Consider the following 14,080-nt stretch of genomic DNA (forward strand, 5'->3'; position numbering starts at 1 on the left):
ATGAAGAAAATTTCAATTGTAATTCCCGCTTATAACGAAGAAGGAAACGTTGCCATGATCCATCAGAAAATCAAAGAAGTTTTTGATGGTTTGAACAATTATGACTTTGAAATCATATTTGTGAATGATGGCAGCAGGGACAATACTCAACAAAAATTAGAAGAACTTTCCAGTCAATATGATGAAGTGAAATTCATCGAGTTTTCACGTAATTTTGGACATCAGCCAGCAGTAAAAGCTGGAATGGACAGTGCCCATGGAAATGCCGTTATCTCTATGGATGGAGATCTTCAGCATCCTCCGGCTCTTATTCCGGAGATGATTCAGAAATGGGAAGAAGGCTATGATGTAGTTTTTACTTTTAGAACGTATCCTAAAGAGATTTCATTTTTTAAAAGAAAAACATCAGACCTATTTTATAAGCTTTTATCAAGCCTCTCAGATGTTAACTTAACAAAAGGGGGGGGCTCAGATTTCAGATTGCTCGATGCGAGTGCCGTTGAAGTCATGAGAAACTTTAATGAAGACGATCTGTTCCTTAGAGGATTAACGAGTTGGATGGGTTTCAAACAGACTGGAATCGACTTTACTGCAGCAGAAAGACTCTCAGGGAAAAGCAGCTACAACCTTAAAAAGATGTTTACTTTTGCCTTTACAGGAATCACTGCTTTCAGCGTGAAACCTCTTTATCTGGCGGCATATTTGGGATTTTTATTCTCGGCACTGTCAGTCATTGGATATGGAGCATATGTTATTCATTCATTTATTGCAAAAACTGAGATTTCAGGTTGGGCATCCTTAATTATGACCATTGTTTTCTTTGGAGGACTTCAGTTGATCATCCTCGGAATCATGGGAATTTATTTAGGTAAAATATTCAAACAGGTGAAAGACAGACCAAATTATATTATTAAAAACAAAAATTTTTAGAATGGTTTTATTGAGTTTTGATATTGAAGAATTTGATATGCCATTAGAATATAAGGGTGAAATTCCCTTTGAAAAGCAGATTTCAATTTCACAGACAGGATTAGAGAGAATTCTCGATATCCTTAAAAAACATAACGCCAAAGCTACTTTTTTTTCCACAGTAGTTTTTGCAGAAAACAGCAAATACCTTATTGAAAGGTTGCTACATGAAGGCCATGAACTGGCTTCTCACACCTGGTTTCATTCAGAATTTGAAGATAAACATCTGAAAGAATCCAGAGAAAAACTGGAAGAATTATTTTCCGCAAAGGTTACCGGATTAAGAATGCCAAGAATGATGCCTGTAGACGAAAAAGAAGTGGAAAGAGCAGGATATTCTTACAATTCCTCTATCAATCCTACGTTTTTGCCAGGAAGATATAATAATTTAAAAGTATCCAGAACCTATTTCAAAGAAGGAAATGTGACTCAGGTTCCGGCTTCGGTTTCGCCTAATTTCAGAATTCCTTTGTTTTGGTTAAGTTTTCACAATTTTCCTTTATTTTTCTACAAAAAACTGGCTTCAGACTGTTTGAAAAAAGATCAGTATCTGAACATTTATTTCCATCCCTGGGAATTTGCGGAAATCAAAGATGAAGCCTTTAAACTTCCTGGATTTACTGTAAAAAATTCAGGAAAAGAGATGGTAGAAAGATTTGATTCGTTTGTAGGCTGGTTGAAAGAAAAAGGACATACATTCGGAACATTTCAGGAATTTCAAAAACAGATAGAACGATGAAGATTGCCTTTGATGCAAAACGGTTTTTCCACAATACATCCGGCCTTGGAAACTACTCGAGAGACCTTGTAAGAATCCTTTCCGAATATGAACCGGAGAACGAATATCTGTTACTCAATAAAAACAAATCAGAGCGCGGAAAAGATATCCTGGAACGCACTAATGTTCACTTTATTGAAACCTCAAAAGGAAACCTTTCCCGTCAGCTGAAAATGGGTAAAGATGCCCAAAAACAAGGAGCAGATATTTTCCATGGATTATCCGGTGAACTTCCTTTAAAATGGGATCCAAAACCTATTAAAAAGGTTGTTACTATTCATGATTTAATCTTTGTAAGATATCCGCAGTATTATTCCTTTTTTGACAGGAAAATCCATTTCTGGAAATTCAAAAAAGCCGCTGATACCGCTGATAAAATCATTGCGATTTCAGACCAGACCAAAAGAGACATTATTCAGTATTTAAAAGTTCCTGAGACTAAGATTGAAGTTATTTATCAGGGATGTCATCATGCTTTTAAAGAACAGCAGTCTCCGGAATTGATGGAAGCTGTTAAAGAGAAATTCAAGCTTCCGGAAAGGTTTGTACTGAATGTAGGAACTATCGAAGACCGTAAGAACCTTTTGAATGTTGTAAAAGCAATCAACGGTACAGAAATTCCTCTTGTAGTCGTGGGAAGAAAGACCAAATATTACCAGAAAATAGAACGCTTCCTGAAAAAAAACAAAATGGAGAAGCAGGTGCTTTTCCTGGAAGGTGTTTCTATGGATGAGCTGGCTTGTCTCTATAAACTGGCAGATATTTTTGTCTATCCAAGCTTCTTTGAAGGCTTCGGAATCCCTGTGATTGAGGCACTTTTCTCCAAAACAGTTGTCGTTACAAGCAATACCAGCTGTCTGCCGGAAGCAGGTGGAAAGGACTCAGTGTATGTGAATCCTGACAACGATCTGGATATCCGCGCGAAAATCAAATTTCTCTGGGAAAATGAATCCGAGAGAAAACGCCGTGAGGAAAAGGGTTTCGAGTTTGTTCAGAAGTTTAATGACGAACCCATTGCCAAAGAGCTTATGAATTTTTATCAAAAAATTATCTGAAAAAACGTTGCATTTTAAAAATAAATCCTACATTTGCATCATAATTCAATACAATGAAACCAATATTTTTAGCATTACATCATTATCATCATCATCTCTGTTAGGCGGAATTGATTGATATAAGTATGTGCTAAAATCAAAAATAATTAAAACCGTCTGAGTAAATAGACGGTTTTTTTGTTTCCTGAATTCTCCTCAGAAATTTCAATAGATCAGTTTTTATTTGCTCGGACCCAAAAAAGGCAAAATGAGTAAATTAAAAATTGCAATCCAAAAAAGCGGCCGGCTTTACGAAGAATCTCTTCAGCTTCTTAAAGACTGCGGAATCTTTGTTAACAACGGTAAAGACCAACTCAAAGTTTCAGTAGATAACTTTCCGATGGAAATCATGTACCTTCGGAACTCAGACATCCCGCAATACCTCGAAGACGGAGTGGTGGATGTAGCCATTCTTGGCGAAAACCTTCTGGTTGAAAAAGGTAAGAATATCAAGACTGTTCAGAAGCTTGGTTTTTCAAAATGCCGTGTTTCATTGGCTGTTCCCAAAGAAGTAGAAACCGATGAGTTGTCTTATTTTCAAGGTAAAAAAATTGCTACTTCTTACCCCAATACCCTTAAAAACTTTTTAGAAAAAGAAGGAATCGCATCAGACATTCACGTTATTTCCGGTTCGGTGGAAATTGCTCCTAATATTGGTCTTGCAGATGGAATATGTGATATTGTCAGCTCCGGAAGTACTTTATTCAAAAACGGATTAAGAGAAACGGTCACTTTACTGAAATCGGAAGCTGTTTTAGCTCAAACGCCCCAATTATCATCTGAGAAAGAAGCCATTCTTGAAAAATTTGTCTTCAGAATCAAGTCTGTTTTAAAAGCAAAAAATTCAAAGTACATTCTGATGAATGTTCCCAATGAAAAAATACAGAAAGTAGCCGGTGTTCTCCCTGTATTGAAAAGCCCTACAGTTATTCCATTAGCAGAAGAAGGCTGGAGCAGTATTCATTCTGTGATTGACGAAGAACGTTTTTGGGATGTGATTGACGAACTCAAAGAAAATGGCGCTCAGGATATCTTAATCATTCCAATTGATAAAATGGTTATTTAAAAAAAACATAATGGTAGATGTTGGTTAGCGCAAAGGCGCAATAAAAATGAAGTTGATACTATTTTAAGACGCAAAGATTTTATCTCCGATAAAATTGAATGATGTATATAAAAACACAAAACAAAGTCCATACCCTTGCTGAAAATCTTCGATTTTCTTGCGCCTTAAAAAAGTATAGATTTAAAAAACTTGCGCCTTTGCGTTCATAAAAAAATTGAGTTATTAAGGTACCAGGCAGCTGAATAAAATAGCTTCCGCTATGATCTTAATAAAACTTAACAACTTAAAAGAATCTTAATGGTTCAAAAAAAATTAAAAAAGTACAATGAAAATATATAGATATCCCACAAAAAACACTTGGAAAGACTTGGTAAAGCGCCCTGTTCTGGAGCAGAAAGAAATTTCAGGTCTGATCACAGAAATATTCACAGAAGTTGAAAAAAATGGAGATAAAGCTTTAATTGGATTCAACAAAAAGTTTGATAAAGCAGAAACCAAGAGCATTAAAGTTTCTGATACCGAAATTCAGGAGGCAGAAAATCAGATTCAAGATGAATTGAAAGAAGCTATTCAACAGGCGAAAGAAAATATTTTAACATTTCACGCTTCTCAACAGCAGGAAATTCAGAAGATTGAGACCACAAAAGGAGTGGTTTGCTGGCGGGAAAATCGTGCAGTAGAAAGAGTTGGAATTTATATTCCGGGAGGAACGGCACCTTTATTTTCTACTGTGCTCATGTTGGCGGTTCCTGCAAATCTGGCGGGTTGTAAAGAAGTTGTATTATGTACACCACCGGATAAGAATGGAAATATCAATCCTGCTATTCTTTATGCCGCAAAACTTTGCGGGGTTTCGGAAATCTTTAAAACAGGCGGAGCACAGGCTGTTGCCGCGATGACTTTTGGAACAGAAAGTATTCCTGCTGTTAACAAAATTTTCGGACCTGGAAATCAATTTGTCGTAGCAGCAAAAGAATATGCACAACGGTATGGAGTGGCCATTGATATGCCTGCCGGTCCGAGTGAAGTTCTTGTAATTGCAGATGAGCAGGCTATTCCTGATTTTTGTGCAGCAGATCTTCTTTCACAGGCAGAACACGGAAGCGACAGCCAGGTGGTTTTTATAACCACAGACCTTAAAGTATTTGAAGAGACGGTAAAGGCTGTTGGGCAGCAAATCAGAGACTTGCCGAGAAATGAATTTGCTGCTCAGGCTTTGGAAAACAGCTCTTTTATTTTAGTGGACTCCCTGGAAGATGCTCTTGAGTTCAGCAATCTTTATGCTCCGGAACACTTGATTCTTGCGATCAATAATTTTGAAAAATATATTCCGGAGGTTCAGAATGCAGGTTCGGTTTTTCTTGGAAACTATTCTTGTGAAAGTGCAGGAGATTATGCCAGTGGAACGAATCACACACTTCCTACGAATGCTTATGCAAAGAATTACAGTGGAGTGTCCCTGGACAGTTTCGTAAAAAAAATAACATTCCAGCACCTTTCAAAAAAAGGGCTTCAGAATTTAGGAAAAACAATAGAGCTTATGGCAGAAGCGGAAGGGCTGTTTGCTCACAAAAATGCAGTGTCAATAAGATTGAAATAATTAGTTGTTGGAAAACGCAAAGACGCAAGAAGAATATAATTGAAGAATATTTTAAGACGCAAGGGTTTTATCTCTGATAAAATTGAATATCAAAGTTTTAATCTCTCACAGATTCTGCAATGAAGAAGGCAAATATGAAAAATCTGTGAAATTTGTGAAATCTGTGGGAAAAATAATGACACATTACTTGCCGAAAATCTCACATTGAGCGAAACCGAAATATTTTTACGCCCTTTCGTTCATCAAAAAAATAATTTGAACCATTAAGAAAATGAAGCTTTTAAGCAAAATTAAGATTCAAATAGATTTGAATTCAGCTCACTGCTTAATAAAGATCTGAAGATATTTTCTTCACTATTCTTAATCACTCAATTCATCTTAATGGTTTAAAAACGATTTTTATATTGAATCATTTTTTAAAAAGAAAATCAATACAATGAAAAATAACAGTATCAAAACTTTAGTAAGAGAAAATATATTACAATTACAGCCCTACATCAGTTTTAGGGATCACAATGAATTTAATGCTCCGGTAATGCTGGATGCGAATGAAAGTCCTTTTGGAGAATGCAACCGTTATCCGGATTCTACCCAGAAAAAGCTTAAAACCAAGCTTGCAGGGCTTAAAAAAGTTTCACCTTCACAGATTGCCATAGGAAATGGAAGTGACGAGCTGATAGATCTTATCATCAAAATTTTCTGCGAGCCTAAAAAAGATGCGATTCTGATGATGAATCCGTCATTTGCGATGTATGGTTTCTATGCAACAATTAATGAGAATAAAGTCCTGAAACTGGATCTGGATGAAAACTTTGAGATTGTAAAAAAGAATTTTTTAAAGGTAGTTGAAGATCCTTCACTGAAAATTTTCTTTTTATGTTCACCTAATAACCCCACGGGAAATAGTGTGGATGATATTGAATTTTATCTTCAGAATTTCAACGGAATTGTAGTAGTGGATGAAGCGTATATTGAATTTTCAGAAAAAAAATCAAGTCTGGAGTTGTTGGAGAAATATTCTAACCTGATTGTACTGCAAACTTTTTCTAAAGCATGGGGAATTGCCGGTGCAAGAGTAGGTATGGCTTATGCATCTGAAGAGATTATCAGCCTGATCAATACGGTTAAAGCTCCTTATAATGTGAATGTTCTGAGTCAGGAATTGATTTTGAAGACATTGGAGGAAGAAAACAGACTTCAGGAGAACGTAACTCGTATTCTGGAAGAGAGAACATGGTTAAAACAGCAATTTGAAGGAATTCAATGTATTTTCAAAGTCTTTTCAACGGATGCCAATTTTTTCCTGATCAGAATGGAAAATGTTGATAATGTCTATGCAAAAATGCTGGAAGAGGAAATTTTAACCAGCAGAAGAGATCCGGCCATCCCGGGATGCATCAGGATTAATGTGGGGAATCGTTCGGAAAATGAAAAGTTAATTAACCTTTTGAAAGGAATATAAACTATAAACCATTAAGAAAAAGGAAGATAATAAGAAAAGTTAAGTTTTATTTTAATGGTTAAAAAAATAAAAAACATATGAAAAAAGTACTCTTTATAGACCGTGATGGAACATTGATCATTGAACCGCCTACAGATTTTCAGGTAGACTCTGTGGAAAAGTTGGAATTTTATCCGGGAGTTTTTCAAAACCTTGCAAAAATTGTCAATGAATTAGATTATGAATTGGTAATGGTAACCAATCAGGATGGGTTGGGAACTGAAAGTTTTCCTGAAGAAGATTTCATAAAACCTCATGAGAAAATGTTGCAGGCATTTGAAAATGAAGGGATCATTTTTAGTGATATTTTAATTGACAAAAGCTTTGAATCTGAAAATCTTCCCACCAGAAAACCAGGAATCGGAATGCTGACAAAATACATCTATGGCAATTATGATCTTGAAAATTCCTATGTAATTGGTGATCGAAGTAGTGATGTGCAACTCGCTAAAAACCTTAAATCTAAGGCTATTTATCTTAACCAAAACTTAAATAGCGAAGCTGAGCTGTCTACAACAAGTTGGTCAGAGATTTATCAGTTCTTAAAATCCGGAATGAGGAAGGCAAAAGTCTCCCGTAAAACCAATGAAACAGATATTGAAATTGAAGTCAATCTTGATGGAAACGGAAAGTCAGATATTTCAACCGGACTTCACTTTTTTGATCACATGCTGGATCAGATTGCAAGACACGGAAATATGGATTTGACCATTAAAGTAAACGGAGATCTTGCTGTAGACGAGCACCACACCATTGAAGATACAGGAATTGTACTGGGAGAAGCTATTTTAAAAGCTTTAGGAAAGAAAAAAGGGATTGAACGATATGGTTTTCTGCTTCCGATGGACGACTGTCTTTCTCAGGTGGCTATTGATTTCGGTGGCAGACCATGGTTGGTTTGGGATGCTCCGTTTAAAAGAGAAAAAATAGGAGATGTGCCTACAGAAATGTTTTTTCACTTCTTTAAATCCTTTACAGATGCTTCAAAATCCAATCTGAACATCAAAGCAGAAGGAGAGAATGAACACCACAAAATTGAATCCATTTTTAAAGCCTTTGCAAAAGCTGTGAAAATGGCAGTGAATCAATCGGATAGTAACTACAGTTTGCCTTCTACAAAAGGAAGTTTATAAATATGATCGCTATAATAAAATACAATGGAGGAAATGTAAACTCTGTCCAGAATGCCCTCAACAGACTTAAAATAGATTCTGTGATTACGGATGATCCCGAGCAGATATTAAAAGCGGATAAAGTGATCTTTCCAGGCGTAGGAGAAGCTTCATCCACCATGAAACTGTTAAAGGAAAAAGAACTTGATCTTTTGATTCCAAGCCTTACACAGCCGGTTTTAGGAATATGTCTTGGAATGCAGCTGATGTGTAAGGAAAATGAAGAGGGAAATACTGAAGGAATGGGGATTTTTGATATCAATGTCAGAAAATTTCCAGCAAAGGATATTGTTCCGCATATGGGTTGGAATACCGTTTCAGGACAGAGTTCTCCACTTTTTTCAGGAATTGAAAAGAGCAGTGATGTGTATTTTGTGCACAGCTATTATTGTGAGCTTTCAGACTTTACCACGTCTGTTTGTGATTATATCCTGCCATTCAGTGCTTCGTTGCAGAAAGACAATTTCTACGCAGTACAGTTTCACCCTGAAAAATCAGGAATTGTGGGAAATCAGATCGTTAAAAACTTTATAAATTTATAATGATGAAAATAATTCCGGCTATTGATATTATTGACGGCAAATGTGTCCGTTTATCAAAAGGAGATTACAATACAAAGAAAATATACAATGAAGATCCTGTAGAAGTAGCGAAGGAGTTTGAAAGTTTCGGCATTCAGTTTCTTCACCTGGTGGATCTGGACGGGGCAAAATCAAAGCATATTGTGAATCAGAAGGTTCTTGAAAATATCGCGGGCTCTACTTCATTGCATATTGATTTTGGAGGAGGCTTAAAAACTCAGGAAGATATTGAAACAGCTTTTAATTCCGGGGCAAAGCAGATTACTTTAGGAAGTATTGCGGTGCAAAATCCTGAATTCTGCTATGAAATGATTCAAAAATATGGGGAGAAAATTATTCTGGGGGCAGACTGCGACAACAGAAAGATTAAAACCTCCGGATGGCTTGAAGAAAGTGATAATGACATCATTGATTTCATCCTTCAGTATCAGGAAAAAGGAATACAGACCACTATTTGTACTGATATTGCAAAAGATGGGATGTTAGAAGGGCCTTCAACAGGACTTTATATTGAGATTTTATATAAAACATCTGTTCAGCTGGTAGCAAGCGGAGGGATTTCAGAGATTGCTGATGTGTATAAAATGAAAGATATCGGCTGTACAGGCACCATCATCGGAAAAGCAATTTATGAAGGAAAAATAAGCTTACAACAACTTCAAAATTTTATTGAAAATGCTTAAAAAAAGAATTATTCCATGTCTGGATATCAAAGATGGAGCTACGGTGAAGGGAATCAATTTTGAAGACCTTAAAAATGCAGGAGATCCTGTAGAACTTGCCAAAAAATATGAGCAGGAAGGCGCAGATGAGCTTGTTTTTCTTGATATTACGGCAACTATTGAAAACAGAAAAACGTTTGTAGAGCTGGTAAAAGAGATTGCAAAAGAGCTCAGCATCCCTTTTACGGTTGGAGGAGGGATTTCGTCTGTGGGAGATGTAAGAAAGCTTTTGGAAGCAGGGGCAGACAAGATCAGCATCAATTCTTCAGCGGTAAAAAATCCAGGACTTATCTCTGATCTGGCCAAAGAATTCGGGAGTCAGTGTGTAGTGGTTGCTATTGATACAAGAAAAGTAGGCGATAAAGATCTGGTTCACATCAAAGGAGGAAGAGAAGCTACTGAACTCACTACGGTAGAATGGGCAAAACAAGCAGAATCTCTTGGAGCAGGAGAAATTCTGCTGACTTCTATGGATGGTGATGGCACAAAAAACGGCTTTGATCTTCGGATTACAAAACTGGTTTCAGACAATATCAGTATTCCAGTGATAGCATCCGGAGGAGCCGGTAAGGTAGATGATTTTGTTAAAGTATTTAATGAAACGAAAGCTACAGGAGGGTTGGCAGCCAGTATTTTCCATTTTAATGAAATAGGAATCCAGGATTTAAAACAACAGTTAAAAACTCAAAAAATAGATGTACGATGACAATAGATTTTAATAAAGATAACGGGCTTGTTCCGGTAGTCATTCAGGATTATAGAACGCTGCAGGTATTGATGCTGGGCTACATGAACGAAGAAGCTTTTGAGAAAACAAAAAAAGAAGGAATAGTTACTTTTTTCAGCCGTTCCAAAAACAGACTCTGGACAAAAGGTGAGGAATCCGGTAACTTTTTAAAGGTAAAAAGTATTGACATCGACTGTGATCAGGATACCATTTTAATTAAAGCGGTTCCGAAAAATGTGGTTTGTCACACAGGAAGTTTTAGTTGTTTTGGAGAAAAGAATGTCAAAGGATTTCTGTATGAACTGGAAGATAAAATATCACAGCGAATAGATACTAAAGCTGAAGATTCTTATACCTATTCACTCTATCAGAGAGGAATCAATAAAATGGCTCAAAAAGTAGGTGAGGAAGCCGTAGAACTCGTTATAGAAGCAAAAGATGACAATGAAGAACTTTTTAAAAACGAAGCTGCAGATTTGCTGTATCACTTCCTGATTTTATTGAAAGCCAAAGGATTTTCGCTGGAAGAGATTGAAGAAATTCTTAAAAACAGAGATAAATAAAGAAATTGTCTCAAAAGTCAAGTAACTTGGCTTTTATCATTCTGACGAAGGAAGAATCTCATTGATAACTGACTACATGGGATTCTTCACCGCGTTGTTGATCTACGTTCGCAGACCTTTAATCTGTGTTCAGGATGACATTTTTGAGACGCTTACTTTTTTGTTAAAACAGGAAAAAATTATAATACCAAATATAGTCTTGGTAATTTTTATACATGACGATTATCAGTTGATGTTAATAAAATTAACTATAGTGGCTGCATGGATTGATTATTTTATTTAAATGAGTTTGATAAAAGCATTTAAAACTATATCGGTGGAAAGGTTGTTAAAACACCCAAAATTCAAAGGCTGCTAAAAATCGTACTTTTGTTTTTAATTATTCTAAATAACACTTAAGTATGAATAGATCTATTTTCTTAATCGGAAGCCTTGTGGCATTTTCTCAAGTCGCTGCCCAGAAAAAAGATTCATTAGAACAGAACAGGCTTGATGAAGTGATTGTTACCGCATCAAGATCTCCGGAAATTGTAAAGAAAACAGCTTCTACAGTCAATATCATCAACAAAAAAGAAATTGCAGAGCAATCATTGATTTCTGCTGATCTCAGTAATATTCTAGCCTACAAAGTACCAGGATTAGCGTTTGGAAATAATTTGGTGAGCAACAGAGGGCAAACATTAAGAGGAAGAAACGTTTTGATTATGATCGACGGAATTCCACAATCCAGTCCTTTACGTAACAACGACAGAGAAATCAGAAGTATTGATCCTTCGGTCTTGGAACGAATTGAAGTGGTAAAAGGAGCAACTTCTATTTATGGAAATGGCGCAGAAGGAGGAATCATTAATTATATTACTCAAAAAAGCACTTCCGGTAAAGTTTTTTCAGGAAGAACGGTGTTGGGATTTACCAGCCATGATTTGTTTAATAACAAAATGTTTAAATCGGAAGGCGGCGCTGGATACAGAGTTTCCCAAAGTTTCTTCGGAAAAGCAGAGAAGTTCGATTATCTTGTGAATGGAACACTTACTCAAAGCGGAGTAAAAATAGATGGTGAAGGTTTGGTTCAGAACCCACGATATGGACTGGGAGAAACTGCCGTCAATAATATCTTTGCGAAAATAGGATATGATTTGAATGACAACAACAGACTGGAAGTGATGTATAATTACTATTCAAGTCTGCAGGATTCCAAATATATTTTAGATCTCGGAAAATATGGAGAGAAGCCTTCTACCGGAAAACTAGGAGATCGGGAAGGAGTGAAAGAAGGAACAAGATATAACCACAATGGATATCTTAAGTATATCAATAAGAATATTTTCCGCAATACAACGCTTAATACAACTTTGTACTTCCAGGACTTTTATACGATATACGATTACAGGAATGCACCGAGATGGAAAACAGGAGGACAATCTGCCATTTTGGAGAAAAAATATGGTTTCAGAGCAGATTTTAACACTGAATTTGGAAAAGAGAAAGGCTTAAAGGGTTCATTGACCTATGGTTTGGACCTTTTAAATGAGAAAACAAGTCAGCCATTGGTAGACGGAAGAATGTGGGTTCCTGAAATGAATATGCTGGCTGCTGCGCCTTTCGTACAGGGAAAATTATTCCTTACTGATGATCTGACGGTAAAAGCAGGCGTTCGATGGGATAAAATGTCGGTAAAAGTTCCTGATTATACTACTTTACCTTCCAACAAAGATGTTCCTTTCAATGTAGAAGGAGGAAGATTGAACTATTCAAACCTGTCTTATAATGTAGGCGTGAGTTATGTAGCATTTGATTTCTTCCAGCCCTTCACTTCTTATTCCAGAGGATTTAATATCTATGATTTGGGCCGTGTGCTGAGAGATGCGAAAAGCAATGTCTTAAGTGAAATTAATACAGATCCCGTAGTTATTGATAATTATGAAATTGGTTTCAACAGTAAGATCGGGCAGTATGTAGATTTTTCAGCCAGTTATTTTTATAATTACTCCAAGCTGGGAGCAGATCTTGTTTCTGTGAATGGTTTCTGGACTCCGCTTCGTGCTCCTCAGTACATTAATGGAGTAGAACTGGCAGTAAATATCTATCCGACACAGGGATTAACGATCGGAACCAATTATACCTATCAGGAAGGAAAAGTAGATGTGAAGAACGACAACAGCTATGAAAAATATTTAAGCGGTTTAAGAATTGCACCCGCAAGGTTGAATTCTTTTGTTAAATGGAATGATAAGGCTCAAAAATTACAACTGGGTGTCTATCATATGTACTCGTTTAAGAGAGATAAGTTTGAACCTGCCGCATCAGGAAAGTATGATGAAGGAGAAGGCCCTGTGAAAAGCTTTAACCTGTTCAATGTTCAGGGAAGCTATAAACTTAATAAACTGATGACCATAGGACTTGGAATAGAGAATGTATTCAACACTTCTTATTTCACGCCAACTTCGATGTATACAGCTCGTGATGCAGAATATGTACGCGGAAACGGAAGATATTATACGGTTTCTCTTAATTTTAATTATTAATTTGAATCCTTTTTATAAAAATGAGCCCTTTTCTATTACGGAAAGGGCTCGTTCATTTCGTGACATCTATTCATCGTATTTTTGAAAAAATGTTTATTTTAGGAAATGAAATATGCTTTAGTAATTTGGTCAGCAATTTGTCTTGTCCCGGTATTCATTTTTTTATTTCAGGATAAATCTGTTAAAGGTATTAGTGTGGCTGATTTAAAAAACACTGCTTTAATCTTTATAGTTGGCATATTGATTATTTTTTCAATTGCAAAAGGAATCAAATATTTTAAGTAATATGATGAATCAATTACATGAAGCAAAGAACCTGATGGACAATGAACAATATATGCCCGCCATTACAATATTGCAAAATTTAAATGGATTATCTCCAAAGGCTGAAAACTACAGACTATTATTCATGTCAAACTGTTGGCATAAGCTGGGAGAATATCAATGGGCTATAGATATTGCTGATAACTTATTACAAAGAGACGAGCACAATGAATTAGCATCTCAGATAAAATATCTGTCTTATTGTGAACTGAAAGATTTTGATAATGCTTTAAAAGAAATGCTCCGTTTTTTATCATGTAATGAAGCGGATCTTTATAAAGTAACTCTGGAGGAATTATTGACAGATATCAGAGATGGATTTATTAATGATGAGGATATAGTTTCTAAAATCAAAGGATTTGCTTTAAAGTATGATGTTACTATTGACAATCCCAATAGTAAATAAATGCTGTAACAAAGGTCGGATTTACAATACTAATTTGGCTAGAAACGAATAC

Annotated in this window: 13 protein-coding genes; all 13 read left to right on the plus strand. The window is 36.0% G+C overall.

Annotation, left to right across the window (positions count from 1 at the left end; translation table 11 throughout):
• On the plus strand, positions 1 to 930 hold the full coding sequence (locus tag ACMA47_RS16105; RefSeq protein WP_034694416.1) for a glycosyltransferase family 2 protein: 930 nt from the start codon (positions 1 to 3) through the stop codon (positions 928 to 930).
• A 1-nt stretch (position 931) separates the two neighbouring features.
• Positions 932 to 1,708, plus strand: coding sequence for a polysaccharide deacetylase family protein (locus tag ACMA47_RS16110; protein WP_413930579.1), 777 nt, complete (start codon positions 932 to 934; stop codon positions 1,706 to 1,708).
• Entirely contained in the window at positions 1,705 to 2,802 is a 1,098-nt protein-coding gene (locus tag ACMA47_RS16115; RefSeq protein ID WP_413930580.1) for a glycosyltransferase family 4 protein, read from the plus strand. The genes ACMA47_RS16110 and ACMA47_RS16115 overlap by 4 nt, the downstream gene beginning before the upstream one ends.
• 247 nt (positions 2,803 to 3,049) lie before the next feature.
• On the plus strand, positions 3,050 to 3,907 hold the full coding sequence (gene hisG, locus ACMA47_RS16120) for an ATP phosphoribosyltransferase (protein WP_413930581.1): 858 nt from the start codon (positions 3,050 to 3,052) through the stop codon (positions 3,905 to 3,907).
• A gap of 325 nt (positions 3,908 to 4,232) precedes the next feature.
• Positions 4,233 to 5,507: a histidinol dehydrogenase gene (hisD, locus tag ACMA47_RS16125; RefSeq protein WP_413930582.1), complete on the plus strand. Its 1,275-nt coding sequence runs from the start codon at positions 4,233 to 4,235 to the stop codon at positions 5,505 to 5,507.
• 436 nt (positions 5,508 to 5,943) lie between these two features.
• Positions 5,944 to 6,969, plus strand: coding sequence for a histidinol-phosphate transaminase (gene hisC / locus ACMA47_RS16130; protein WP_413930583.1), 1,026 nt, complete (start codon positions 5,944 to 5,946; stop codon positions 6,967 to 6,969).
• Positions 6,970 to 7,046: 77 nt separating this feature from the next.
• Positions 7,047 to 8,141 (plus strand): bifunctional histidinol-phosphatase/imidazoleglycerol-phosphate dehydratase HisB, encoded by a 1,095-nt coding sequence (gene hisB / locus ACMA47_RS16135; RefSeq protein ID WP_413930584.1) that lies wholly within the window; start codon positions 7,047 to 7,049, stop codon positions 8,139 to 8,141.
• A gap of 2 nt (positions 8,142 to 8,143) precedes the next feature.
• Positions 8,144 to 8,722: an imidazole glycerol phosphate synthase subunit HisH gene (gene hisH, locus ACMA47_RS16140; protein WP_413930585.1), complete on the plus strand. Its 579-nt coding sequence runs from the start codon at positions 8,144 to 8,146 to the stop codon at positions 8,720 to 8,722.
• A 2-nt stretch (positions 8,723 to 8,724) separates the two neighbouring features.
• On the plus strand, positions 8,725 to 9,444 hold the full coding sequence (hisA, locus tag ACMA47_RS16145; RefSeq protein WP_413930741.1) for a 1-(5-phosphoribosyl)-5-[(5-phosphoribosylamino)methylideneamino]imidazole-4-carboxamide isomerase: 720 nt from the start codon (positions 8,725 to 8,727) through the stop codon (positions 9,442 to 9,444).
• Positions 9,437 to 10,189: an imidazole glycerol phosphate synthase subunit HisF gene (hisF, locus tag ACMA47_RS16150; RefSeq protein ID WP_413930586.1), complete on the plus strand. Its 753-nt coding sequence runs from the start codon at positions 9,437 to 9,439 to the stop codon at positions 10,187 to 10,189. The genes hisA and hisF overlap by 8 nt, the downstream gene beginning before the upstream one ends.
• A complete protein-coding gene (gene hisIE, locus ACMA47_RS16155; RefSeq protein ID WP_413930587.1) occupies positions 10,186 to 10,773 on the plus strand; it encodes a bifunctional phosphoribosyl-AMP cyclohydrolase/phosphoribosyl-ATP diphosphatase HisIE in 588 nt (195 codons plus the stop codon). The genes hisF and hisIE overlap by 4 nt, the downstream gene beginning before the upstream one ends.
• A 401-nt stretch (positions 10,774 to 11,174) precedes the next feature.
• Positions 11,175 to 13,298, plus strand: a complete 2,124-nt coding sequence (locus tag ACMA47_RS16160) for a TonB-dependent receptor (RefSeq protein WP_413930588.1) — start codon at positions 11,175 to 11,177, stop codon at positions 13,296 to 13,298.
• Between the two features lie 286 nt (positions 13,299 to 13,584).
• Positions 13,585 to 14,028 carry a tetratricopeptide repeat protein gene (locus tag ACMA47_RS16165; RefSeq protein WP_413930589.1) on the plus strand — a complete coding sequence of 148 codons (444 nt, stop codon included), beginning with the start codon at positions 13,585 to 13,587 and terminating at the stop codon, positions 14,026 to 14,028.
• Positions 14,029 to 14,080 lie beyond the last annotated feature (52 nt).

The sequence above is a fragment of the Chryseobacterium sp. T20 genome (assembly GCF_047345655.1).
GTDB lineage: Bacteria > Bacteroidota > Bacteroidia > Flavobacteriales > Weeksellaceae > Chryseobacterium.

Coding starts and splice junctions, on each gene's coding strand:
- ACMA47_RS16105 (WP_034694416.1), top strand. CDS start 1: ATGAAGAAAATTTCAATTGTAATTCCCGCTTATAACGAAGAAGGAAAC.
- ACMA47_RS16110 (WP_413930579.1), top strand. CDS start 932: ATGGTTTTATTGAGTTTTGATATTGAAGAATTTGATATGCCATTAGAA.
- ACMA47_RS16115 (WP_413930580.1), top strand. CDS start 1,705: ATGAAGATTGCCTTTGATGCAAAACGGTTTTTCCACAATACATCCGGC.
- hisG (WP_413930581.1), top strand. CDS start 3,050: ATGAGTAAATTAAAAATTGCAATCCAAAAAAGCGGCCGGCTTTACGAA.
- hisD (WP_413930582.1), top strand. CDS start 4,233: ATGAAAATATATAGATATCCCACAAAAAACACTTGGAAAGACTTGGTA.
- hisC (WP_413930583.1), top strand. CDS start 5,944: ATGAAAAATAACAGTATCAAAACTTTAGTAAGAGAAAATATATTACAA.
- hisB (WP_413930584.1), top strand. CDS start 7,047: ATGAAAAAAGTACTCTTTATAGACCGTGATGGAACATTGATCATTGAA.
- hisH (WP_413930585.1), top strand. CDS start 8,144: ATGATCGCTATAATAAAATACAATGGAGGAAATGTAAACTCTGTCCAG.
- hisA (WP_413930741.1), top strand. CDS start 8,725: ATGAAAATAATTCCGGCTATTGATATTATTGACGGCAAATGTGTCCGT.
- hisF (WP_413930586.1), top strand. CDS start 9,437: ATGCTTAAAAAAAGAATTATTCCATGTCTGGATATCAAAGATGGAGCT.
- hisIE (WP_413930587.1), top strand. CDS start 10,186: ATGACAATAGATTTTAATAAAGATAACGGGCTTGTTCCGGTAGTCATT.
- ACMA47_RS16160 (WP_413930588.1), top strand. CDS start 11,175: ATGAATAGATCTATTTTCTTAATCGGAAGCCTTGTGGCATTTTCTCAA.
- ACMA47_RS16165 (WP_413930589.1), top strand. CDS start 13,585: ATGATGAATCAATTACATGAAGCAAAGAACCTGATGGACAATGAACAA.